A 21,899-nucleotide genomic window follows, 5' to 3' on the forward strand; every position below is an offset into this window, starting at 1 on the left:
TGATCTATGGCTCGTCCGCAGCCCACGCTGACCCAGCTCCGCGCCCTGGTCGCGGGGGGCCGCCACCCGCCCTTCGGGCCGGGGGGCGCCGCCCCGGCTTCGTACTCGCGTTCCTGTTCGTCCTGTTCGTGATCGTGTCGGGACTGGTGCCGTCGCTGTTCACCTCCCACAGCTCGTCGGCGACCTCGCCCGCGGAGAAGCTGCACGGCCCGAGCCTCACCCACCCGTTCGGCACCGACGAACTGGGCCGTGACCTGTTCAGCCGGATGCTGCACGGCTCCACCCTGACGATCAAGGTGACGGGCGCGTCGGTGCTCATCGCCGTCGTCGCCGGGCTCGCGCTGGGCGTCATCTCCGGGTTCTTCGGCGGCTGGATCGACGCGCTGCTGATGCGCGTCGTCGACGTGCTGCTCGCGATCCCGATCCTGATGATGGCCCTGACCATCATCACCGCCCTCGGGTTCGGCCTGGTGCCGATGGCCGTCGCGGTGTCCGTCGGCATCACCCCCGGGTTCGCCCGCACCACCCGCGCCGAGGTGCTGCGGGTGCGCTCCCAGCCCTACGTGGAGGCCGCCCGCACCGGCGGCGCCTCCTGGCTGCGGGTGACGCTGCGCCACGTCCTGCCGAACTCGTGGGGCCCGGTCGGAGTGCTCGCCGTGCTCGACTTCGGCACCGCCGTCCTGCTCGTGTCCACCCTGAGCTTCCTCGGCTTCGGCGCCCCGCCACCCGCCCCCGAGTGGGGCAGCCTGATCTCCGGCGGACGCAACTACCTGATCACCAGTCCGTGGCTCTCGCTGCTGCCCGGCCTGTTCGTCGCCCTGGTCGTGTTCAGCCTCAACCATTTGGCCCGCACCCTCGAGGAGGTGCGCCGGTGAGCGCGCCGAACCCGGCCGAGACGGCCACCAGCCCTGCCCCGACCGGCGCTGCCGACCGGCCGCTTGTGGAGCTTGCCGGGCTCAGCGTCGGCTACCGGCAGCACGGCCAGGTCGTCCCGGCGGTGCAGGAGGTCAGCCTGACCGTCGCCGCGGGGGAGACCGTCGCCGTCGTCGGCGAGTCCGGATCGGGCAAGACCACCACGGCCAACGCCATCCTCGGCCTGCTGCCCGCCAACGGTGTGGTCACCGCCGGGCGGATCACCCTTGCCGGCACCGATGTCACCGGCGCCCCCGAGCGGGAGCTGCGCCGGCTGCGCGGGCCGGTCGTCGGCCTCATCCCCCAGGATCCGATGGTCGGGCTCAACCCGACGATGCGCATCGGCGGGCAGGTCGGCGAGGCGGTGCGCCGCCGGGGGGTGGACCGCCGCCTGGTGACCGCGGAGGTCCTCGAGGCCCTGGAACGTGCCGGGGTCGACCGGCCGGCGATGCGGGCCCGCCAATACCCGAACGAGCTGTCCGGCGGGCTGCGCCAGCGGGTGCTCATCGCCATCGCGCTCGCCGGCCACCCCCGCCTCATCGTCGCGGACGAGCCGACCAGCGCCCTGGACGTCACCGTCCAGCAGCGCATCCTCGACCATCTCGCCGGGCTGGCCCGACAGACCAGCACCTCCCTGCTGATCATCACCCATGACCTGGGAGTCGCCGCGGACCGGGCCGACCGGGTGATCGTGATGCGCCGTGGGCGCATCGTCGAACAGGCCGGACCGCGGGAGATCCTGCTGCACCCGCGCGAGGACTACACCCGCCACCTCATCGCCGTCGCACCCGCGCTGTCGCACGCCGGCGGCGTCGTGCCGCGGCACACCGAGGTGGCACCGGCGCCCGAGCTGCTGCACCTGGACGGCGTCGGCAAGGACTTCCGGCTGCCCCGCGGCGGCGACACCCGCCTGTTCGCCGCCCTCGACGACGTGACGCTGACCGTGCGCGCCGGGCAGACCCTCGGCCTGGTCGGCGAGTCCGGCTCGGGCAAGACGACGGCGCTGCGCATCGCGATGGGGCTGGAACGTCCCACCCGTGGCCGGGTCCGGCTCGACGGCACCGATATCACCGGCGCCAGCTGGTCGCAGCTGCGGCCGCTGCGGCGACGCTTCCAGCTCGTCCACCAGAATCCGTTCTCCTCCCTCGACCCGCGGTTCAGCGTCGGGCAGAGCATCGCCGAGCCGCTGGTCTCCTTCCGTGTCGGCGACCGGGCGTCCCGCGCCGCCCGGGTCCGGGAACTACTCGACCAGGTCGCCCTGCCGGCCGCCTACGCCGAGCGCCGCCCCGCGGAGCTCTCCGGCGGTCAGCGCCAGCGGGTCGCGATCGCCCGGGCGCTGGCGCTCGCACCCGAGCTCGTCTTCCTCGACGAACCGGTCTCGGCGCTGGACGTCTCCGTGCAGGACCAGATCCTCACCCTGCTCGCCCGGCTGCAGGACGAGCTCGGGATCGGCTACCTGTTCGTCTCCCACGATCTGGCGGTCGTCGCCGCCCTCGCCCACCACGTCGCCGTGCTGCGCGGAGGCCGGATCGTGGAGAGCGGCCCGGCGGCCACCGTGCTCACCGCCCCGGCGCAGGAGCACACCCGCGAGCTGCTCGGCGCCGTACCCGGCCAGCGGTTCGCCGCCGACCTCGCCGCACCGAAAACCGGCTCACCCGCGGCCGGTGCACCCGCGACCGGCACGCCGGTGACCGATGTGCCCGTGCCCGTGATCGACGTACCCGTGACCGCGGGCGTTCCCACCGGCGCGGGGACGCCCAGCGCGGCCCCCGTCGACCTCAGACAGGAAGGACGAAGGCATTGACCGCGGACCTGGAGGGCAGCAGCGCACCCGCAGCCGACTCGACTGCGGCGAGCCGGCGCTATGTGATCATCGGTGCCGGCGCGGTCGGCGCGACCGTCGCGGCCGAGCTTCACCTCGCCGGGATCGGCGTCGTCCTGGTCGCCCGCGGGGCGAACCTCGCAGCCCTGCGCGAGAGCGGCCTGCGCTACATCCGGCCGCCGCGCTCCGTCGGCGGTCCCGCCGTCGTGCACCAGCTCGACCTGCCGGTGCTGGCCGGGCCGGACGAGGCCGACCTGCGCAGCGGGGACGTCCTGGTCCTCGCCACCAAGTCCCAGGACAGCGAGGCGGTGCTGGCACAGTGGGCCTGGGCACCCGTGGACGGCGGTGCCAGCACGGCCGCCGAGGCGCTGCCCGTCGTACTGCTGCAGAACGGCCTCGACAGTGCCCGCGCGGCGCTGCGCCGCTTCGCCACCGTCCTCGACGCCGTGGTCTACAGCCCGTCGTCCCATCTGCGGCCCGCCGAGGTGATCTCACCGGCCAGGCCGAGTGTCGCCGGCTTCCTGCTCGGGCGCGCCCCCTTCGCGCCCGCGGTGCCTGGCGGGTCGCCGGGCGCTGTCGTGGACGGTGCTGTCGTGGACGGTGCTGTCGTGGAAGGTATAGCCGGCGACCTGCGCCGCGCGGCGTCCGCGGTGCTCGTCGTCGACGACATCACGCGTTGGAAGGCCGGCAAACTGCTGGGCAACCTCGCCTACAACCTTGACGCGATCTACCCACCCGGCCCGCGGCGCGACACGGTCGCCGCCGAGCTTGTCACCGAGGCCCGCCGGGTCTTCGCCGCCGCCGGCATCGACGTGGCTGACGTGCGGTCCAGCCCACTGGACCTCAGTGGACTCACCATCGCCGAGATTCCGGGCTACGCCCGCGGTGGCAGCTCGACCTGGCAGAGTCTCGCCCGCGGCGGCTCGGTCGAGTCGGACTACCTCAACGGCGAGATCGTGCTGCTCGCCCGGCTGCACGGACTGACCGCGCCGATCAACGCCGGAGTCCAGGCCCGCATCGCCACCGCCTCGCGCCTGGGCGCCCGCCCCGGTGGCCTTGGCGACGACGACCTCGAGGCCCTGCTGGCCCTGGCCGCCACCAACAGCGCCACCGCCACCGCCACCACCGGCCCAGCGGCGGGCCCCGCGGGCCGAGTCGTCGCCGGCGAGGTACTCGTCGAGGCCAAGGCGCTGCAGGACGAGTTGACCTCGGCCACGCCGCCGCTGCTGCTCGACGTGCGCTGGGCGCTCGGCGATCCGGACGGCCACGATCACTACCGTGAGGGTCATCTGCCCGGCGCTGTCTTCGTTGACCTCGAGACCGAACTCAGCGACCACGCGCTGGCCGCCGCACCGGGCGGCACCGCCGGACGTCATCCCCTGCCCGCCGTCGACGAGCTCCAGCGCGCCGCGCGCCGCTGGGGTTTGCGAGCCGGGCGTGGGGTCGTCGTCTACGACGACGCCGGCGGCCTGTCCGCCGCCCGCGCCTGGTGGCTGCTGCGCTGGGCCGGGGTGCGCGACGTGCGCATCCTCGACGGTGCGCTGCGCGCCTGGCGCGGCGCCGGCCTGCCCCTGGAAACGGGGGAGATCATCCCTGCGCCGGGCGACGTCGTCCTGACCGGCGGGCACCTGCCCGTCCTCGACGCCGACGCGGCCGGCGCGCTCGCCCGCGACGGCATCCTGCTCGACGCCCGGGCAGGCGAGCGTTACCGCGGCGAGGTCGAGCCGGTCGACCCGCGCGCCGGACACATCCCCGGGGCGATCAGCGCCGCGACCGGCGACAACCTCGACGCCACCGGACGTTTCCGTCCCGCCGACGAGCTGCGCGCCCGCTTCGCCGCCCTCGGCGTCCCCGTTCGCGCCACGGCCGAAGCCTCCCGCTCCGCCCCCGCCCCCACCCCCGCAGGCGCCGCTGCCGCCGCCTCGGGCGCCGGCTCGGTGAACGGCGCGGCGAGTAGCTCCGCGTCCGCCCTGCGCGCCCCGGCTGCGACGGTGCTCGCGGTCCCGCCGGTGCCCGCACAGGCGGGACCGGCCGACGGGGCGAACGCCACGGTCGGCGTGTACTGCGGATCCGGGGTGACCGCCGCGCACCAGATCGCCGCGCTCGCGATCGCCGGCGTCGACGCCGCCCTGTACGCGGGATCCTGGTCGGCGTGGTCGTCGGATCCGGCCCGGCCCGTGGCCACCGGCGCCCGATGAGCACCGGCCTCCCGTCCGCCGCCGCGACACCCGCACCGGCCGCGGCGGTCTCGGGCAGCGGCCCGTCGCCCGGGACCGGGACCCGCACACCGGCCGTGGCCGTGGCCGAGGCCGCGGGGCGGCGGGGGGCCGCGACGCGGCCGCTGGTGGCCGAGGCGTTCGCCGTCGCGCTGCCGGTGGGCCGCTGGAGCACCGATCCGGCCGTCGTCGACGCGCACCGGCTCGACCGTTCCGGCTGGATCCCGTCGGGGCGCCCGCTGGGCGTCGCCTTCGCCCGGGAGGTCGCCGATGTCCAGGCCGTCCTGCGGGTCGCCGCCGCCCGCGGGGTCGCCGTCACGGTGCGCGGCGCCGGCACGGGCCTTGCCGGCGGGGCGGCGGCCAGCGCGGGCGGGGTGGTACTCGACCTCTCCGGCATGAACCAGATCCGCGAGCTGTCCGTCACCGACGCCGTGGCCGTCGTCGAACCCGGCGTCATCACCGCCGACCTGGACGCCGCCGCCCGCGGTGTCGGCCTCAGCTACGCCCCGGACCCGGCGAGCGCCGAGATCTCCACCATCGGCGGCAACATCGCCACCAACGCCGGCGGGCTGCGCTGCGCGAAGTACGGCGTCACCCGCGAGTCCGTCCTCGGCCTCGACGTCGTCCTCGCCGACGGCGAGGTGATCTCCACTGGGCGGCGGACGGTGAAGGGCGTCGCCGGATACGACCTGACCGCCCTGTTCGTCGGCTCCGAGGGCACCCTCGGCGTCGTCGTCGGCGCCACCCTGCGGCTGCGACCGATTCCGCGGGCCACCGTCACCCTCGTCGGCTACTTCGACACGGTGGCCGACGCCGTCGACGCCGTCACCGCGCTGGCTGCCGCCGGCATCGTGCCCGCCGTCGCCGAGCTGCTCGACGCCCCCACCGTCCGAGCCGTCGACGCCGCCACGGGCAGCGGACTGGCCGCGCACGGTGACGTCTTCCTGCTCGTCCAGACCGACGGCGCGGGCGCCGGTGAGGAAGCCGACGAGGTGCAGGCCATCCTCGCCGATCGGGCCCGGCTGGTGCACCGCTCCAGCGACGAGTCCGGCGCCGAGGCACTGCTCGCCGCCCGCCGCGCCGCCCTGCCGAGCCTCGAGCGCCTCGGCCGGCCCCTCATCGAGGACATCGCCGTCCCGCGCGGCAGGCTCGCGACCGCCGTCGCCCGCATCGCCGAGATCGGCGCCGCCACCGGCGTCGACCTCTACACCCTCGCCCATGCCGCCGACGGAAACCTGCACCCGATCATCGTCGTCGACCCGGGCGAACCGGAGATCCCGGCCGCGGCCTGGAGCGCCGCCGAGCAGATCTTCGCCCTCGCACTCGAGCTCGGCGGCACCATCACCGGCGAGCACGGCATCGGCCGGCTCAAACGCCGCTGGCTCGCCACCGAACTCGGCTCCCACCAGCACGACCTCCAGCAGCGCCTGCGCGCCGCCTTCGACCCCACCGGCATCCTCAATCCCGGCCGCGGCCTGTAGGCCGAGCCCCCCGCGGTGACCGCGGTGACCGCAATCGGATGGTCTAGGCGTGTGGGACTTCTATGATGTGGATATGGGGACGCCCGCACAGCGTAGCGACGGCACGTGTCCGCGTGGCCGGACCCGCGGTGCCGACGACGACAGCCGCCGCTCGGACCGGGCGGTAGGACCGGGAGACCAGCGTGTCCACTGATCACGGCACCCTGTCCGCCGAGCTCTGGCTGCGGCGCTTCCAGCCTGGCCCACCCGACGGGCCGCGGCTGGTGCTGTTCCCCCACGCCGGCGGAGCGGCGAGCTTCTTCATACCGTTGGCGAAGGCGATGGCCCCGGTGGCCGAGGTGCTCGCCGTGCAGTACCCGGGCCGCCAGGACCGGCGGCTCGAGCCGCTGCACACCTCGATCGCGCCGCTGGCCGACGCGCTCGCCGAGGTGATCAGCGGCCTGCCCGACGATCGTCCGCTGGTGCTGTTCGGGCACAGCATGGGGGCGATCGTCGCGTTCGAGGTGATCCGGCGGCTGGCCGCGGCCGGCGGACCGCGCCCGGCGCTGCTGGTCGTCTCCGGCCGGCGCGCCCCGTCCGCGCAGCGCGACGAGGCCTACCATCTGCTACCCGAAGCCGCGTTCGTCGCGGAGATGGCGACCCTGGGCGGCACCGATCCCCGCGTCCTCGCCGAACCCGAACTGCTGGAGCTGATCCTCCCCCCGACCCGGGCCGACTACCAGGCCATCGAGACCTACGTACCGGACGCGGACGCCGTGATCAGCACCCCGGTCGTCGCGCTGATCGGCGATACCGACCCGCGGGTGACGACCGCCGAGGCGCAGCTGTGGCACCGGCACACCACGGCCTCCCTCGACCTGCGGCAGTTCCCGGGCGGGCATTTCTACCTGGTCGAGCGGCACGCCGCCGTCGCCGACACCCTGGCCCAACTGCTGGCAGCCCTGTCCACCGAGCACCGCACCTTCTGACCTGGCCGGCGCGCGGACCGCCGCGTCGCCGCGCGCACCAGGAACCGCGCGCACCAGCAGCACGGTGGGTTGCCAGCGGGCTCCCATACGGACTCCGGTGTGGTCGCCGTGTGGGCCGTGACCGGAAAACATACCGAATGCACCGCGGCATCGGATGGTGTTGTGTGTCCGTCGGTGTTTTGGTGAGGCCTTCTCGCTAAAGTCTGGCCTGTGTCGATCAGCGGACCCGGGGAGTCCGCGCGGGTGACAGTCACCCAGGCCGGATTTCCTACCTTTCCGCGCGGGCGAGACCAGCATCGGGGCGCCGGGGGACGCCTGTCCCTGACCCGCGTGAGCATCCGGTCCGGGGCATGCCCGGGCGATGCGGCATCACTGGGGGCACAGACGTGCGGGTACCGAAGCGGCCGTCCGAGCCAGACGGCCATTACCATCATCTCGACGCGCTGCGCGGCGCTTTCATGCTCGTCGGCGTGTTCGTGCATGTCGCCACACTCGGCGACGACCGGGTCTTTCACGCCATCGGGTACGCCTCCGGCCTGTTCCGCATGGAGGGCTTCTACCTGATTTCCGGCTTTCTCTCGGCGATGCTGGTCGGAAAGTACGGCGCCGCCCAGACCGTCCGCCGACGTTTCGCCGCCGTGGGCACACCGCTGGTCTGCACCCTGGTGCTGTTCAACCCGCCCACGCTGTGGATGACCTACAACTTCCACAACGATCCGGACGTCTCGTTCCTGGACTTCCTCCGCGGCCGGACCCTCGCGCACCCGCAGGGCGAGCTGCACTGGACGCTGCACCTGTGGTTCCTGATCGTCCTGCTCGTCTACGCGCTGTGCACGCCCGTAGTGGTCGCGATCCTGGCCCGGCTTGTCGCGACCACGGCGTTTCGGCGGGCCACGGCCGGACGGCTGCGCACCATGACCGTGGTCGTGGTCGCCGTCCTGGCCTTCACCATCGTGCTGCGCGGGGGACGGCGAGCCGTCGTCGAGCCACTGCTCGGCACCGGCACCGTCGGCGAACTCGCCCGGTTCACGCTGGAGTTCCTGCCCTTCTACTGCCTCGGCGTCCTGCTCCACCTCGACCGGAACCGGCTGCTGGCCCATTTCCAGCGGCCCGCACCGATCCTGCTCGCCGGATCCGGGCTCGCGCTGTTCGCCGCCAACCACGGGGTCGCGCCGCTCGCCTCCGGAACCGGGCTGGTCCTCAGCGAGGCTGTTGTCTCCGTGGCGCTCGTCGCCACGCTGTTCGCTCTCGGCGCGTGGCTGGTCCCCGGCCCGCACCCCGCGGCGCGCTACCTCGCCGATGCCTCCTACACGGTCTACCTGTTCCATTTCTTCTTCATCTACGTGCTGGCTACCCTGCTGGGGTTCGACACGTCACTGCACTGGCCGCAGATGCTGCTCCTCAGTCTGCTGGCCATCGGTGTCACCCTGGCCATCCACCATTTCCTCATCGCGCCGTCACCCCTGCTCCGGAAACTGTTCAACGGAAAATTTCCGGGGCAGGGGAGCCGCACCCGCTCGAGCTCCCACCGGGCACCGCGGGCGGCGCCCAGGTCCGCGGCGGGTCCGCTCACGACGCCGGCCCCGGCCCAGGGTCCGGTCGTGGATCACCTCTCGGACCGGGCCCTCGTGGCGCCGCGGGCCGACCTCGACCCGGAGAACACGATGCCGCTGTCGGTCACCCGCCCGCGGACGTCGCGTCCGGGTACCTCCGGTCCGGCAACCTCGGACGTGGGGCGGACTCAGCAGCTGTACTGGATCCCGTAACCCGCCGCGCCACCACCTCCGGGGGGCCGCCGGTGCCAGGGCACAGCGGTGGTTGATGACCAGCGCATCGCCGACCACCGTCACTTCTGGTAAGCGGTTGTGGCATTCGTTGGGTCTGGTGGGGTCAGCCGGATCCGGGGCGTCCCCACAGGCGGATGCACGATCAGCGGGTCGGGTGCCTCGCGGTTAGACCGCGCCCCAGCGGCGTTCCTCCGGCGTCGACGGGTCGACCTTCGGGGGGGAACCGGGACCGTAGCCGGGTGCCCACAGGGTGCGCAGGGGCTTGCCGTGTGGGCAGGTCCCTCGCCGCGGAACCGGTTCACCGCGGCCCGTCCTGTGCAGCTGGGCGCCACGGCGACGGCGACACTTGTTGCAGGCGACCAGGACGAGCAGCGCAGCGATGACCTCGCCGGGCGCGGCCGGTTCGCTGTCGCTCACTTTTTCGTCACCCGTCCCGATCCGTCGCAGCTGGTGCAGCGTGGCGTCTGTGTTCCGGTGAACCCGCCGTCCGCGTCGGCTTCGGCCCGGTCGGACTGCTGGTAGCCGCTGCCGTTGCAGGCGGTGCAGTCCGCGGTCTCAACCTTGTCGAGGTCTTCGGACTTCGCCGCGCCGCGCTTGGCGTAGTCCTTCTCGGTGTCCGGGGTGCCTTTGCTGCCGGCGGAGCCGTCTTTACCGCCGCGTTTGATGCCGTCACGTCCGGTGGATGCACCACCGCGTGACGCACCCCTCTTGTTCCAGACCACGATCCGCCCCTCCGTGACCGTATGTCCATCTCACGGTAGTGGCCTCGGCGGTGGCTGGCCGGCGGAACCGGCAGGTGGGTGGCAGGTGGAGCAGCGTCTGCTGTGGGGTGACGCACGAGGATTCGGGACGGCGGCGTCGTTCACGTGGGATGTGTACGCGGTGGTCGCGGAGGAGCTTGCGGAGCAGGCCGCCGTGGCGATCGAGAATTTCATCCCACGGCGGCAGCGGTCCGCGACCACCGCGCGTGCCAGCGTTGTGCCAGCGACCATCACAACGTGAAAGCGCCCCGCTGATCATCATCACGTGCTGTTACCAAGGCTGGCTTGGGGTGGGATGGATGGGCGAAAAGCATCACTCTCTGTCGATGATTCTGGGCCTCACTGGACGCCGATTCCACCACCGTCACTTCTGGTAAGCGGCGATGAAGGGAGTGTCGGTTTTGATCTTGCCGAAGCCGGTCGCGCCGCCGGGCTCGCCGATGGGCTTGTCGCGCCCGGGCAGGACATCGGAGAAGAAGGCGCTCTCGCTGTCGAGGAACTCCTGGTCCTTGTCCTTCACCCGGTCGTCGCTGAGGACGGCACCGATCGGGCAGGCGACGGCGCAGGCACCGCAGTCGGTGCACTCATCCGGATGGATGTACATCTTGCGGTCGCCCTCGTAGATGCAGTCGGCGGGGCAGCCCTCGAGGCAGGAGCCGTCCTTGACGTCGATGCAACCGGCCATGATGACGAATGCCATGGGGACCCTCATTTCCGATCGACATTCACGGGGCGATGGCCGCGTGGCCGGTCATCCCGTGGCTGGCCTACGACTTCGTTCCGGCGGGTGCCGGTCGGAGCGGGAATGCCGTGCGGCGAACCCGAGGGGAATGGTAGCGGTTGAGCTGGGGTTGAAACGTCGCCCGGTGTGAAACTCAGGTTAACAAGATGGCGGGCGGAATCAAGGTGTCGATTCCTGGCGTGCTGGGTCGTAGGAAAAGGATAAGGATATCTGTCGGATAGTAGTTATCCTCGCTTGTTTCCTGGTCGGACGGCGGACGGGCGTGGGTGGCGTGGGCGGCGTGGGCGGCGTGGGTGGGTCCGCCCGCGCCGCCTGACCACGGCGGGCTGAGCTGGTACTTCCGGTCGGGCCGGCCAGGAATCGGTGTCGGATGCGGCGATTCTGCCCGAATGAGGCGCGCCGGTCGCGGCTGCTGCGGAAGCGGCCCGGAAGTAGGCCTGGGAAGCGTCCGATGGCTGGGAAACGTGAGTCTGATGCCCGGCCGACGTGGCGGTTTCGGGATGATGGGATAGTGGGTCGGCAGCAACGTCACAAGGACGCGAAGGTGGCCGAGTGCGACCAGAAGACCCGAACGAGTGGCCTATTCGGGCCTATGGGTCAATCACCCCGATTCCCGTCCGTCGTCGAGGAAACAGTGGCCCGGTATGACCTGTCCGGGTGGCAGCAGCCGGATTACCTGCTGGGTTCGCGATAGGAACGACCCGGCCGTCGGCGGCAGCCCGCCGCTGGTCGTCAGGTGGCAGGTGCCGCCCACCGCGCCCGATTTCGGTTTGGCCGTACGGAGGACATGTGGATTCACGTGACGAGGACGTCCGTGCGTCGCAGGACCGGCCCGCAGCGGTGCAGGAGCCGCCGAGCGGGCTGACCACCCGGCCCGATCCACTGCGGCCCAGTGACCCACGCGTGCTGGGGGAGTACCAGATCCTCGGCCGGCTCGGTGAGGGCGGGATGGGCACGGTCTTCCTCGGTCGAGGGCGGGACACGGGCCTGGTGGCGGTGAAGGTCATCCGGGCCGAGATCGCCCGGATCCCCCGCTACCGGGAGCGGTTTCTTCGGGAGGCGGCGATGGCGAGGCGGGTCGCACGCTTTTGCACCGCCGAGGTCCTCGACGTCGCCCAGGATGCCGAAGGCGCGCTCTACCTGGTCACGGAGTTCGTCGACGGCCTCACACTGGCCCGCGCGGTCACCACCCATGGCCCGCTCGGGCCGGCCGACGTCGAACGGATCGCGGTGAGTGTGGTCGCCGCGCTGAACGCCATCCATGGCGCGGGCCTCGTGCACCGCGATCTGAGCCCCGCGAACGTGCTGCTGTCCCCGCTCGGACCCCGAGTGATCGATTTCGGGCTGGCGCGGGTGTCCGACGACGCTCCGCGGGGCCCGCGTGGGCGGGTCGCGGGTACCCCGGCGTTCATGTCCCCCGAGCAGGCCAGCGGACATCGGGTGAGCACCGCCACGGACGTCTTCGCCTGGGGCGGACTGGTGGTGTTCGCCGCGACCGGCCAACCTCCTTTCGGCACCGGGCCGACCGCCGAACAGCTACGTCGTCTGCAACGCGACGAACCCGCCTTCGACCGGCTCGATGCCGCGCTCGGTGACGTCGCGCTGGCCACGGTCGTCCGCGCCGCGATGCGGCGGGAGTCCTCCTCGCGCCCCCGTGCCGACGAGCTGCTCCGCCGGCTGATCCGCCCTGGGGCCGACCCGGAAACAATCATCACGAGCCGGCTGGACATCCTGCCGGCCTCTCCGGTTCCCGCCGCTCGGTTCGGAGCCGTCCCCCTGACCGGCCCACCGGCAGGTCCGCGGCCCGGCGCGTCCCGGTCCGCCGCACAGCGCTCCGGCGGACCGGGGGCGCCTGGTGCCGGGCCGGGGACGGTTCCCGGCCCCGCCGTGCGCGGCCCGGTGCCGGCCGCGCGGACCGCCGGGCCCGTACCACCGCCCGCGTCGCCTGACACGTCGCCTCCCGCACCTCCTGGGTCGTCTCCCGTTGCGCCCGGATCGCCGCCCGCGCCGCCACCTGTATCGCCCTCGGTCTCGCCCGCGACCGCTCCGGCGCCGCCGGTATCGCTGTCCGTGCCACGGCCGTCAACCACCGCGCCGGGGTCGCCCCCCTTGGCGAACGAGACGGCGTCGCCGGTCTCGGCCATCGACCTGGGCCCGAGCTCACTTCCGGATGGTGACCTCGCATCCTCGCCCGGCCAGATACTCCCGACGTCCAACGGAACAGTCCGGCCGTCCGACCCGTCCGGCATGCCCGACCCGTCCGGCCCGCCCGAGCCGCCACCTTCGGATACCCGGCGATCCCGCGGGCCGGGCGCTGGCCCGCCGGGCCGCGGACCGTTCCGCCTTGTCCTGCGGGCGAGAGCCGAGTCCCTCCAGACGGACCGGGACGAGGCCGCCTTGTTCGACCACCGCATCGTGTTCCTGCCGCGCTCCCGCCTGCTCCGTGCCGCCCAACCAGGCCAGGACCCGGCCCGTTCGGGCCATGGGACCGAGGTACCTGTCGCGGGCCAGGACACCCCCCATGCGGGCCAGGGCGCAGCGACGCCGGACACCGAGCCGGCCGCCATCGCCGATGCGACCCGGGAGATGCCGGCGGTTCTGGGGATGCCGGCCATTGTGGGGATGCCGGCAGTTGTGCCGGCGCCAGCAGCCCTGGAGGTGCATTCGGCCGGGGCCCCGGATGCGCGGATGGCTGTCCAGTCCGCACGGCCGACACCCCGCGCCCAGACACCTGACGTGGTGAGCACATCCGGGGCCACCGCCATCAGCCCAGCCCTGGAGGTTTCCGGCGGCAGGGAACAGCGGTCCGACCCGTCCGACCCGTCCGGTTCGGCTCGCGGCGCCTCGACCCCGTCCGAAGTGTCGGCCGCAGAGCCGTGCGCTTGCGCGACGCCCGGCGTCCCGGGCCCGCCGAGCCTGCCCCCTGCACCAAACCTGCTCCCTTCACCGAGTCCGTCCCGGCTGGCGGCGCCCGAGCGCGATGACCACTGGAGCGGACCGCCCACCGCGGTTCTCCCGGAGCCGTTGACCCGGCTCCGGCGGTCGCGACGTCATGGCCAGTGCGGCCGGTGGCCGAACGGCCCGCATCGACCGCGCTGGCTGGGTGCCGCGGCCGTGGGCGCGACAGCCCTGGGGACCGCCCTTCTTCTGGCGCTCACGATGGTCCTGCTGCAGCTGCGCCCCCGCCCTGGTGCGGACCAGACCAGGGCCACGGCGTCCCTACCCGGGCTGACCGCCGTGCCGGGACCGGAACCGGGCCCGCGGCAGAGCAACGGCTCCCGCGCAGGCACGGCCAGTGGATCACCCCAAGCGGGCGCGACGAGAGCCAGGGGAGCCGCCGCGGGCGGCACCGCGGGCGGCACCGCGGGCGGCACCGTGGGCACCCAGCGCATTCCCACGCGCCGTCACGCCGGCACCACTCCTACTGTCAGGTCCAGTCCCACCGGGGAGGCCAGTCCCACCGGCTCGGTCCCCGCCAGCGCCTCGGCCACTGGCACTGGCAGCTCCGCTGCCGCCGCCAGTGCCAATGCCAGTGCCCCCGTCAGTGTCACGTCCGCCACCGGCACTGCCGGGGCTACCGGTACTGGTGCCGCCAGCATCCCGGGCCCGACGATCACGATCTTCCCCCATTCGGACTCCGAGCCCACCGGCGGTGCGGGGCCGTCCGCGAGCCTGGGGGCGGACGGGCCCTCGCCACCGGGCGGTGCGGGGCCGGGCACGGGCGGCTCGCCGGATCCCAGCCTGAACACGGGTGGCGGGTTCGGGCCAGGCGGCGGCACCCCCACCGCGCGGGGCCTCGTTCCGGCCAGTGGTCAGAGCGCGGACTACATCAGGAGTCCAGATGGCAGCCGCGGCGCGGCTGAAGGCCCCAGCCCGACTGGCCCTGACCCGGAAGGCACTGACCCGACTGGCACTGACCCGCAGGGCCCCAGCCCGGATGGCGCGAACAGCCCGGACGGCGGTGCGAACAGCCCGGACGGTGTGTACAGCCCCGGTGCCCCGCGCAGCCCGGATGGCGGTTCTGGCTCGATGGGTGCCCAGGGAGCCGGTTCAGGTCGGGAGCCAGGCGGCGGCCCATCGGTCGAGCGCACCAGTCCCTGACCGGGCGCCGCGAACTGTCCCTGACCCGACCTGGGAAGCCGCGCCCGCCGGGAGAAAACAACGCGTCCAAGGGGGGCGGGCGAACGAACGCGTAGGCGGGATGGGGGATGCGAAGGAACTGCTGTGCCGCGGTGGTGGTGGCGTGGACGGGAGGGGCGGCACCCGACCTGCGCGCCCGCCGGACCGAGGCACGGCGGGGTTGTTGACGATGCAAGGATGAGCTGTTCGGTAAATGCCCGTATCGCCGACATCTTGTTAGGATGTCGCCACGCACGGGAATGACGGCGGTGGGAGGGGAACACGCTTGGACGACCTGGATCGCGCCCTGTTACGCCTGCTTCAGGAAAATGGCAGGCGGACGAACCGGGATCTCGCCCTGGCGACGCGGGTTGTGCCTTCCACATCGCTGCAGCGCGTCCGTTCACTGATCGAACGCGGCATCATCAGCGGGTTTCGCGCCGAAGTGGACCTGGCCGCCATCGGACGTCCGGTGCAGGCGCTGGTATCGGTAAGAGTACGCCCGTCCGCCCGCCCGGTGATGGAGGACTTCCGGAACTGGGCCTCCGGCCTGGTGGAAACGGTGAGCGTGTTCTCCACGACGGGTGCGTCGGATTTTCTGCTCCACGTCGCCGTGGCTGATGTTGACGGGCTGTACGGGCTGGTCGTCGACCGGATCACCGAGCGGCCCGAGGTGTGCGAGGTGCGCACGAGTCTGGTATTCGATCATCGTCGAACGGCCGCGGTCGAACCGGTTCATCCGGCCGAGTAGTCCCGTCGGGGTGCCGACGCATATGGGCCGAGGTTGGTCGCCGTGGTCCGGGAATCCCAGCGCACTAGGCTGTTGCCGTGACCATCCGGACGCGGACCGGTTTCGATGCCGACGCCCTGCTCAGAGCCGCCGCGGCCGACGGCGAGGGCGGGCCCCGGCGGGATCTGGCTCGCGCCTACCGTGAGCTCTCGGCGCGGTACCGCGGCGGCTCGGACACACCTGACGACTCCGCGCTCACCGACCGGCATGTCCAGGCCTACCTTGCTGCCCGGCTGCCGGCAACGCTCGCCGCCAGCCGGGCGGTGCTGGTCGAACTCGCCGAGCGTCGCCCATTGTGGCAGCCAGCCAGCCTGCTCGACCTTGGCGCGGGTCCCGGGCCCGCGATGTGGGCCGCGCTGGAGACGTTCGCCGGCATCACCCGCATCGACCTGGTCGAGCGCTCCAGCCGGATGATCGGCGCCGGTCAACGTCTCGCCAGCCACGCCACCACCGCCACCGCCACCGCCGCCACGACCGTCACGGACGTCGGTGCGGGCGCGGCCACGGCGCTGCGGTCGGCCCGCTGGCATCGGGGCGCGGCGCAGGCACCGCCCCCCGTCGACGATGCCGACCTCACCCTCGCGTCCTACCTGCTGGGCGAACTACCCGCCGACGAGCGGGGCCCGGCCCTCGCCGCCTGGTGGCATGCCACCAACGGCGCACTGGTCCTCATCGACACCGGGACCCCCGACGGGTATGCCCGCATCCTTGCCGCCCGCGCCGCACTGCTCGCCGACGGCGCGACGATCACGGCGCCGTGCCCGTCCGACGGTCCCTGCCCGCTGCCGGCGGGCGACTGGTGTCACTTCTCCCGCCGCGTGGAGCGCAGCGCGGCGCACCGGGCGCTCAAGGACGCCGACCTCGGCCACGAGGACGAGAAGTTCGCCTATCTGGTGGCCTCCCGCGGCGAGCCGGCACATGCCGCCGGGCGGGTGCTGCGTGCGCCGCGGGCGCACTCCGGTCATGTCCGGCTCGTGCTGTGCACGTCCGACGGCCGGGGCGAGACCGTCGTCGCCCGCAGCCGCCGCGACGAGTTCCGCTGGGCACGGCGCGCCCGCTGGGGCGATGCCGCACCACCCACCGTCGCTGAAACCGCCCGTTCCACCTGACCCGCGGCTCCAGTCCGTCGCACGGGGCGGGTAGGCCCCGCAGAAGTCCATCCCGGCCGAAATCCCTGCCTGGGCGCTATTCGACGCGGCGTGTCGCCGCGGGTGTTTCCGGGCGATCCCGACCGGATACCCGGACCCGTGCGGCCAGACGCGATGGGAGACCAGACCTAACCGGAGGGCAGCCGTAACCGGAGGGCAGCCGCCGGCCCGCCCCCTGCGCGCGTGCCTTCGTCGACGATTCGAGGCCCGAAAGGGCTACCGCACCCGCCGGCCATTCCTTCCGCCCAGCGTCGACGGGGCCGCAACCTCCCTGGCCGGACGGCACCTTCGGAGGACACCCGGGTACGAAATCTGTTTTATCTCCCCACTACGCTGAGAGCGCACAAATCTCTCGGACAGGACGTCCTCGGCCGGGATGGGCTGATCCGGCCGCGCTGTGGAGATGGGGACATGCGCGCATTCTCACTGCCCTGGGCGGAGAACGCGCCGGTGCCTGCGCCGCGGGTCACGCCATCGCGGGCGCGGACGGCAGCGGTGGGGCGACGGTCTCGGGTGTGGGCCAGGTTCTGGTCAGCCAGGCCGGGCCTGGCCAGGCACCGGCTACGCGGCCTCTGGCCGTGGACGAGGCCGGCCGCAGTGGTCGCGGCGCTGTGTGTGTTCTCGTTCGCCGCGAGCCTTCTGCTGCAGGCGACGCTGCTGCGGCAGGGCTCCGGTGACGCCGACGAGGCCGCCTACGTCCTGCAGGCCCGGATGCTGTTGCACGGGCAGCTCACCCTGGACGCCGCGCGGATGGAGCCGTTCTTTCGCCCTTGGCTGACCGGCGAGCACGACGGTCGACTGTTCACCAAGTACCTGCCGGGCTGGCCGGCGCTGCTGGCCGGCTCGCAGGCCCTGTTCGGCACGATGGCCGTCGCGCCGGCCGCGGTGGCGGCCGGCTGGGTCGCCGGCACCTACCTGCTGGCCCGGGAGGTCCTCGACGACGCGGCGAGCGCGGTGCTGGCCGCCGCGGTGATCGCGGCAAGTCCGCTGGTGCTGCTGCACACGGCGCTGCCACTGGCCTATGCCTGCGGTGCCGCGACGCTGACGACCACCGCCGCGGTCCTGCTGCGCGGGGCGCGCACCGGCAGCCGCCCGCTGCTGCTCGCCGGCGGGGCCGGCTCCGGCTTCGCGATGCTGCTGCGACCCTACGACGCGCTCCTCGTGCTCGCCGTCGCCGCGGTGTTCGCGCTGGCCCGGCTGCGCCGCACGCCGGCACTCGCCGCCCGGCGCGTCGGCTGGGTACTGCTGGGCGCGGCACCGTTCGCCGTCCTGCTGCTCGCCTTCAACACCGCGGTGACGGGTTCGCCGCTGCGCATGCCGCTGTCGGCATCGGACCCGTTGGACCGCTTCGGTTTCGGCCCGCGACGCATCCTGCCCTCCGAACCGACGTTCGCCTTCGGCCGCCGCCTGGCCCTGCATGCCACCGTCGAGACCCTTGACGCGGCGCCGGGCTGGCTGTTCGGCGGGCCGTTGCTGGTCGCGTGCGGCGTCGTCGGTGCGCTCGCCCGGCCCCGCCGAACGCACCGGCTGCTGCTGGTGGCGATGGCCGGCACGGTCGTCACCGGCTACCTGTTCTGGTGGGGGACGGCGTTCGCCCGACCAGGACTGCGCGACGGCCTCGGCCCGCATTACCACCTCGCGGCGGTGGCCCCGGTGGTCGTTCTCGGCGCCGACGGGGCCCGGCGCCTGTGGTCGGCCGCAGGTTCGGCGCTGCACCGTCTCGCCCCCAGCGGGCAGGACGTCCGCCGCCAGGCTGGCGGCCACCAGGCTGCCCGGGTCGCCCACGCGGGGCTCACGCTCGTGGCCGTGACGGCGGCGTTCGGCTTCACGCTCTCGCCGTTGCCGGCGAAGCTGCGCGGCCAGGACTGGGTCAACGACCATGACGCACTGCTCGCCGCGCTGCTGCCCGACGCGCTGCCCGGCCCATCCGTCGTCGTGGTCACCCCGGACACGCCCAGCCGATACACCCAGGTCCCCTACCAGATCCTGCGCAATGATCCGGAGCTGCACGACCGGGTGCTCTACGCCGCCGACCTCGGCCCCGTCACCGCCACCCTGGGCGAGCGGATGCCCGGGCGCGCCCTGTACCGCCTGCGCCCCGCGGAGATCGTCGACCCCGCCGCGCCCACCAGCTACGTCGGATCGTTCACCGCGCTGCACCAGGTCCAGGGGCGAGAGCTGCGCCTCGATGTCGAGCTGCCAAGGACGGGCTCGGCGCTGCCCGCGAGCACCGGCACGGCGGACTCGAACGGATCGGCCGCAACGAGCGCGCTGGGCCTGACGGGGCCGGCAGGATCATCCGCGGGCCCGCATGGCGCGGTGCCGGCGGTGTATGTGCGGGTGGGCTCGACGGTCCGGGGCGTCGCCGTCGACGCGGATCACGGTCTCGGGCCGGTGCTGTCGGTGGTGCTCACGTCGAAGTCCGCACCGGGGTCCACGTCGGGGTCAGAGCCGGGGGCGGGCGGGGAGATCCCCGTCGCGGATGACCTGCCGGGCGAGGTGGTCGTGGGGCTTGCCGTGCCCGGACCGGACGGTACCGCCCGGTGGGAGGAGCGCATCCCGATCGCCCGCCGGGCCGGCACCGGCGAACTGACCATGCTCACCCCGGGTCTGGGCTGGCGGGTGGTGCCGTCCCGGCCGCACGACGGCTGGCTGCCCGCCCGGGTCGCCCAGGTCTTCACCGTCACCACCACCTCGCTCGCCACCGGCCAGCAGGCCGGCCGAGCAGCGGGCGCCGCGGATGGTGGGTTCGTGGGTAGGTTCGACCTCCCCTGATCGGGCCACGTCAGTAGTGACCCGTTGTGGCTGGTCCTCGGCGTGACGCGGCTCACGGGCGTCACCACCAACGGTGGCTCGCCCGGTCCGCTCCCGCGGCCCGCCGTCGAACCAACAGACGGGCAGCGGGCCGCCCGCCCGCGCCCGCGGACATCGGGATGCTCGCCCCGACGGCTCGGCGAGAGTGCCCCTGATCTGCGGCGATAGACATTCTCGCCGTCAAGGGAGGAGCGGCCGGGCAACGCCCGACGGTCGAGGCCGGGCCGTGACCCGGGTGCCGGTGCCGTCGGACGGTGGCTGTCCGGGACCCTCGGACTGTTTCCGGCCCGGCCCATACGGGCCTGCGCCCGCCGTCGCGGAAGCCCCGCCGGCCCCTAGCGTTCATCGTCGTGCGGGTCTTTCGGGCGGCTGCGGCCGCGATCGTGATCGTCGTCGGCCTGCTCACCGCCGGGTGCAACGCGACGGATGGAGCGGCGCTGTCCCGCGCCATCCTGCCCGCGGGCACCTCCTCGTCGCAGGCCGCCGGAGCGACCCCGACCCCGACGCCGGCCACGGCGACGGCGACGGCGACGGGTTGCACGACCAGCGTGCGCAGCGTCGACGACGCCCTGCGGGTGGTCAGCGAACCGGCCGGCTGCCCGGGCGGCGTCAACACCTTCTGGCGGGGTGAACTCGGCGCGGCCTGGACCATCCCGAAGATCATCGAATATCACAACGGACAGGCGCCCGGTGATGCCTGCGGGGCCCAGGCCGACCCGGACCAGTTCTCCGACAACGCCCTGTACTGCACGCTCGACGACACGGTGGCCTACAGCGTCGAGTTCATGAACGAGCTGGCGAAATCCGGTGGCCCCACCTATCCGCTGTTCGTCCTCATGCACGAGCTGTCCCACCGCGGCGACAAGATCGGACGCACCCTCGGTGTCGTCCCCCGGGCGGAGGAGAACCAGGCCGACTGTTTCGCCGGCAGGCAGACCGACGCCGCACAGACCGCCGGCCTGGTCCAGATGTCCGACGCGTTCAACGGCGCGATGCTGTTCTTCTCCCTCGGCGACACCCGCGGCGGCTGGTTCAACCAGGAGCCCGCCACCGCCCCCGACGCCCACGGCAGCCCCACCCAGCGGGCGCAGGCCTTTGCCTTCGGCTATCTGCAGGACAGTGCCAGCTGCCACCGCATCGGCCAGTCCCGCACGGGCGACGTGTGATCCCGTCGCCGCCGACGCCCTGAACGGGCGGGTCCGCCCGGGGAGACTCCCGGGCGGACCCGCCCGCGTGCGGTGCCGGTCAGGGTGCCTGGAAACCGGCCTTGGACAGGACCGCCTCGCCGGTGCTGGAGGTCACGTAGTGCACGAACGCCGTGCCGCCGGCAGCGTTCTTGCCGCCCTTGAGCGTGGCGATCGGGTAGTCGTTGATAGCCTTCGCCGACTCGGGGAACTCGATGCCCTTCACCTTTCCGCCGGCGGCGATCGCGTCGGTGCGGTACACGAGGGCCGCGTCCACCTCGCCGAGGGTGACCTTGGACAGGGCGGACTTGACATCCTGCTCGAGGGTGACGGGCGTGAGCTTCACCCCGGCAGCCGTCAGGGCCTTCTTCGCCGCCGCGCCACAGGGCACCGCCTCGGCGCACTCGGCGACCTTCACGTCGGGCTTGACCAGGTCATCCAGGTCGGTGATGCCCTTGGGGTTGGCCGCGGGCACCGCGATGACCAGCTGGTTGCGCACGAACACCTTCGTCGCCGAGCTGTTCAGGCCCTTGTCGGTGACCGTCTTCATGGTGGCCGGGCTCGCCGCGGCGAACACGTCCGCCGGCGCCCCGGCGGTGAGCTGCGTGGCCAGCGTCGAGCTTCCCCCGAAGGAGAACTTCACGGTCGAGCCGGGGTTGGCCGCCTCGAACTGCTTGCCGAGCGTGGTGAACGTGCCGGTCAGCGACGCCGCGGCGAACACCGTCACCGTGCCGGTGACGCCGCTGGAGGAGGCGCTCGCCGACGGTGACGGGGTGCTCGTCGTCGCACCGTCGCTGCCGCTGCCGCCACATCCGGCAAGGAACAGACCGGCACCGGCCATGACCGCCAGTGCGGTTCTCACCCTGACAAATTTCACGTGTTCCCGATCCTTCGCCCATGACGGGTCGCCCGTACACCCAGGCACGGTCGACCGTCTCACCCGATACGCACTGTTCCCTGACGGTCGGCCAGCTCGAGACCGCCTGCGGATGGCATCCATCCCAGAGCGGTGAGTTGGTCCACGGCGACACCGTCGTCACCCCGATCGCCGGCCCGACCGACAGCCGCCGGCCGACGCCCCCCGCCCGCATCTGCGGATGCCCCCCCAGGTGGAGCTCCTCGGATACGAAACTTGCTGCATGATAGTGCCGCATC

General features: G+C 73.0%; 16 protein-coding genes. 12 read left to right on the forward strand and 4 right to left on the reverse strand.

The features are described from left to right. Nucleotides 1-2 precede the first annotated feature (2 nt). The 6 genes from MXD95_RS22840 (at nt 3) to mdoC (ending at nt 9,165) form a co-directional block, all read left to right on the forward strand. Nucleotides 3-875, forward strand: a complete 873-nt coding sequence (locus MXD95_RS22840; RefSeq protein ID WP_250642755.1) for an ABC transporter permease — start codon at nt 3-5, stop codon at nt 873-875. Beyond that, nucleotides 872-2,716, forward strand: a complete 1,845-nt coding sequence (locus MXD95_RS22845; RefSeq protein ID WP_374122113.1) for an ATP-binding cassette domain-containing protein — start codon at nt 872-874, stop codon at nt 2,714-2,716. Before MXD95_RS22840 ends, MXD95_RS22845 begins: the two co-directional genes overlap by 4 nt. Further along, nucleotides 2,713-4,932, forward strand: a complete 2,220-nt coding sequence (locus tag MXD95_RS22850; RefSeq protein ID WP_250642756.1) for a rhodanese-like domain-containing protein — start codon at nt 2,713-2,715, stop codon at nt 4,930-4,932. Before MXD95_RS22845 ends, MXD95_RS22850 begins: the two co-directional genes overlap by 4 nt. Beyond that, nucleotides 4,929-6,431: an FAD-binding oxidoreductase gene (locus MXD95_RS22855; RefSeq protein WP_250642757.1), complete on the forward strand. Its 1,503-nt coding sequence runs from the start codon at nt 4,929-4,931 to the stop codon at nt 6,429-6,431. Before MXD95_RS22850 ends, MXD95_RS22855 begins: the two co-directional genes overlap by 4 nt. A 182-nt stretch (nt 6,432-6,613) precedes the next feature. Continuing rightward, on the forward strand, nt 6,614-7,399 hold the full coding sequence (locus MXD95_RS22860; protein WP_250642758.1) for a thioesterase II family protein: 786 nt from the start codon (nt 6,614-6,616) through the stop codon (nt 7,397-7,399). A 386-nt stretch (nt 7,400-7,785) separates the two neighbouring features. Continuing rightward, entirely contained in the window at nt 7,786-9,165 is a 1,380-nt protein-coding gene (gene mdoC / locus MXD95_RS22865; RefSeq protein ID WP_250642759.1) for a glucans biosynthesis protein MdoC, read from the forward strand. A gap of 186 nt (nt 9,166-9,351) precedes the next feature. Here the strand turns inward: mdoC and MXD95_RS22870 are convergent, their stop codons facing one another. Together MXD95_RS22870 and MXD95_RS22875 are read right to left on the reverse strand one after the other, a co-directional pair. Beyond that, nucleotides 9,352-9,603 (reverse strand): hypothetical protein, encoded by a 252-nt coding sequence (locus tag MXD95_RS22870; RefSeq protein ID WP_250642760.1) that lies wholly within the window; start codon nt 9,601-9,603, stop codon nt 9,352-9,354. After that, complete coding sequence (locus tag MXD95_RS22875) at nt 9,600-9,908, reverse strand: hypothetical protein (RefSeq protein ID WP_250642761.1); 309 nt, start codon at nt 9,906-9,908, stop codon at nt 9,600-9,602. Before MXD95_RS22875 ends, MXD95_RS22870 begins: the two co-directional genes overlap by 4 nt. Before the next feature lie 85 nt (nt 9,909-9,993). Here MXD95_RS22875 and MXD95_RS22880 point away from each other — a divergent pair, with 85 nt between their 5' ends. Then, nucleotides 9,994-10,188, forward strand: a complete 195-nt coding sequence (locus MXD95_RS22880; protein ID WP_250642762.1) for a hypothetical protein — start codon at nt 9,994-9,996, stop codon at nt 10,186-10,188. A 123-nt stretch (nt 10,189-10,311) separates the two neighbouring features. On the opposite strand, the gene MXD95_RS22885 is transcribed toward MXD95_RS22880, so the two are convergent. Further along, nucleotides 10,312-10,647, reverse strand: coding sequence for a ferredoxin family protein (locus tag MXD95_RS22885; protein WP_250642763.1), 336 nt, complete (start codon nt 10,645-10,647; stop codon nt 10,312-10,314). An 831-nt stretch (nt 10,648-11,478) separates the two neighbouring features. Between MXD95_RS22885 and MXD95_RS22890 the strand changes: the two genes are divergently transcribed. The 5 genes from MXD95_RS22890 to MXD95_RS22910 all read left to right on the forward strand — a co-directional run bounded on the left by MXD95_RS22890 (nt 11,479) and on the right by MXD95_RS22910 (nt 20,726). After that, entirely contained in the window at nt 11,479-14,790 is a 3,312-nt protein-coding gene (locus MXD95_RS22890; RefSeq protein ID WP_250642764.1) for a serine/threonine-protein kinase, read from the forward strand. A 304-nt stretch (nt 14,791-15,094) separates the two neighbouring features. Then, nucleotides 15,095-15,559 (forward strand): Lrp/AsnC family transcriptional regulator, encoded by a 465-nt coding sequence (locus MXD95_RS22895; protein ID WP_250642765.1) that lies wholly within the window; start codon nt 15,095-15,097, stop codon nt 15,557-15,559. Between the two features lie 77 nt (nt 15,560-15,636). Then, nucleotides 15,637-16,707: a small ribosomal subunit Rsm22 family protein gene (locus MXD95_RS22900; protein WP_250642766.1), complete on the forward strand. Its 1,071-nt coding sequence runs from the start codon at nt 15,637-15,639 to the stop codon at nt 16,705-16,707. A 450-nt stretch (nt 16,708-17,157) separates the two neighbouring features. Then, nucleotides 17,158-19,521, forward strand: coding sequence for a DUF7846 domain-containing protein (locus MXD95_RS22905; RefSeq protein ID WP_250642767.1), 2,364 nt, complete (start codon nt 17,158-17,160; stop codon nt 19,519-19,521). A 389-nt stretch (nt 19,522-19,910) separates the two neighbouring features. Then, a complete protein-coding gene (locus MXD95_RS22910; protein ID WP_250642768.1) occupies nt 19,911-20,726 on the forward strand; it encodes a neutral zinc metallopeptidase in 816 nt (271 codons plus the stop codon). A 79-nt stretch (nt 20,727-20,805) separates the two neighbouring features. Here the strand turns inward: MXD95_RS22910 and modA are convergent, their stop codons facing one another. Then, nucleotides 20,806-21,606, reverse strand: a complete 801-nt coding sequence (gene modA / locus MXD95_RS22915; protein ID WP_250642769.1) for a molybdate ABC transporter substrate-binding protein — start codon at nt 21,604-21,606, stop codon at nt 20,806-20,808. Nucleotides 21,607-21,899: the final 293 nt, after the last annotated feature.

Origin of the sequence: Frankia sp. AiPa1 (genome assembly GCF_023243075.1) — a bacterium.
Classification (GTDB): domain Bacteria; phylum Actinomycetota; class Actinomycetes; order Frankiales; family Frankiaceae; genus Frankia.

Excerpts from the sequence above, each read along its gene's own strand:
- MXD95_RS22885 (WP_250642763.1), bottom strand. The coding sequence starts at position 10,647 with ATGGCATTCGTCATCATGGCCGGTTGCATCGACGTCAAGGACGGCTCC.
- MXD95_RS22905 (WP_250642767.1), top strand. The coding sequence starts at position 17,158 with ATGCGCGCATTCTCACTGCCCTGGGCGGAGAACGCGCCGGTGCCTGCG.
- MXD95_RS22855 (WP_250642757.1), top strand. The coding sequence starts at position 4,929 with ATGAGCACCGGCCTCCCGTCCGCCGCCGCGACACCCGCACCGGCCGCG.